At 72.8% G+C, this 1,749-nt stretch carries 1 protein-coding gene; it reads left to right on the forward strand.

Going from position 1 to position 1,749, the window contains the following annotated elements; translation table 11 throughout:
• A partial coding sequence (locus HY68_RS09035) for a HAMP domain-containing sensor histidine kinase (RefSeq protein WP_041986696.1) occupies window positions 1-1,432 on the forward strand: 1,432 nt, incomplete at its 5' end.
• Between the last annotated feature and the right edge of the window lie 317 nt (window positions 1,433-1,749).

The following is a 1,749-nucleotide window of genomic DNA, read 5'->3' on the forward strand; positions in this document are numbered from 1 at the left end:
TCCCCTCCGCCGGTTCCGCACGCTGCCGATCCGGTCCAGGCTCGCGCTGCTGGTCGCGGTCGCGGTGGCCATCGCGGTCGCGGCGGTGGCCGTCGGCTCCTGGCTGCTGACCCGCTCCCAGCTGTTCAACGAACTCGACACGTCGCTGAAGAACATCGGCGCTTCCGACAGCCAGGTGGTCCAGGCGCTGGAGAGCTGCCAGAGCGGCGCCAACCCCGCGGCGACGGCCCAGCGGGGATTCGCCTACACCCAGGTGATCCTGTCCAACGGCGGCCGGTGCGTCACCCCCGGCGCCCAGCCGGTCAAGGTCCAGCCGGCGGACGTCGAGGTCGCCAGGAACCTCACCCTGCACGGCGTCAGCAGCATGACGCTCCACGACAGCACGACCGACAAGGGCGAGCACGTCCGCGTCCACACCTCCGTCGTCACCGTCCGGAGCCCGAACCTGAACGGTCCCGTCGCCGTCTCCGTCTCCCGCCCCGACGGCGAGATCGAGACGTCCCTGAACCGGCTGGCACTGCTGCTCACCGCCGTGGCCGGCGTGGGCGTCATCGGCGCGGGCGCCGCCGGGCTGTGGATCGCCAGGACCGGGCTGCGCCCCGTCGACCAGCTGACCCGCACGGTCGAGCATGTCGCGCGTACGGAGGACCTGACCGTACGGATCCCGGCGGAGGGCGAGGACGAGATCGCCCGGCTGTCCCGGTCGTTCAACTCCATGACCGCGGCGCTGGCCTCCTCCCGCGACCGCCAGTCGCAGCTGATCGCGGACGCCGGACACGAGCTGCGCACCCCGCTCACCTCGCTGCGGACCAACATCGAGCTGCTGGCCCGCAGCGACGACACGGGCCGCGCGATCCCGCCCGCCGACCGCAAGGCGCTGATGACGTCCGTCAAGGCGCAGATGACGGAACTCGCCTCCCTGATCGGCGACCTCCAGGAACTCTCCCGCCCCGACGCCCCCACCCCCGGCCCCCTCCAGGTCGTCGCACTCCACGAGATCGCCGAGACCGCCCTGGAACGCGCCCGGCTGCGCGGGCCGGGCCTGACGATCGACGCCCGGCTGCACCCCTGGTTCGTACGGGCCGAACCGGCGACGCTGGAGCGCGCGGTCGTCAACATCCTGGACAACGCGGTCAAGTTCAGCCCGGAGGGCGGCACGGTCGAGGTGGCCCTGACCGAAACGGGCGACCTGACGGTCCGCGACCACGGCCCCGGCATCCCGCCCGACGACCTCCCCCACGTCTTCGAACGCTTCTGGCGCTCATCCTCGGCCCGAGCCCTGCCAGGCTCAGGCCTGGGCCTGTCGATCGTGGCCCGCACGGTCCAACAGGCAGGCGGAGAGGTGACGTTGCGCCCGGCCCAGGGAGGCGGCACGGTGGCATCAATCCGCATCCCAGGAGCCCCGACCCCACCTCCGGAGACCCCGGTCTGACGGGTGAGGACGGCATGAACCGGGGGCTGTGCGGGCCGGGAAGTTAGCCGAACGGAGGGCCGCCCCTGAGGTTTGAGTGTCGCGGCTCCGGCCCGGGCATCAAGGGCGCTCCTGCGTCGCGTCGGCTGCGCCGATTGCGCTTCGCTTAACCCTTGACCCCCGGCCCTCCACCGCAAGGGAAGGCTGAGGGGGGCGGCCGGGGGGCTCCACGGGGGAGCTGGGCTCGTGGTGACGGCGGCTTGGCCGACTGCGGGCGCCGCGCACCAGTTGCGTGGGGGGACTCGGGCCGTCTCGGCGTCCACCCCCACCGGGTAGCA

It is taken from the genome of Streptomyces sp. AcH 505 (assembly GCF_000818175.1).
Taxonomy (GTDB): Bacteria; Actinomycetota; Actinomycetes; order Streptomycetales; family Streptomycetaceae; genus Streptomyces.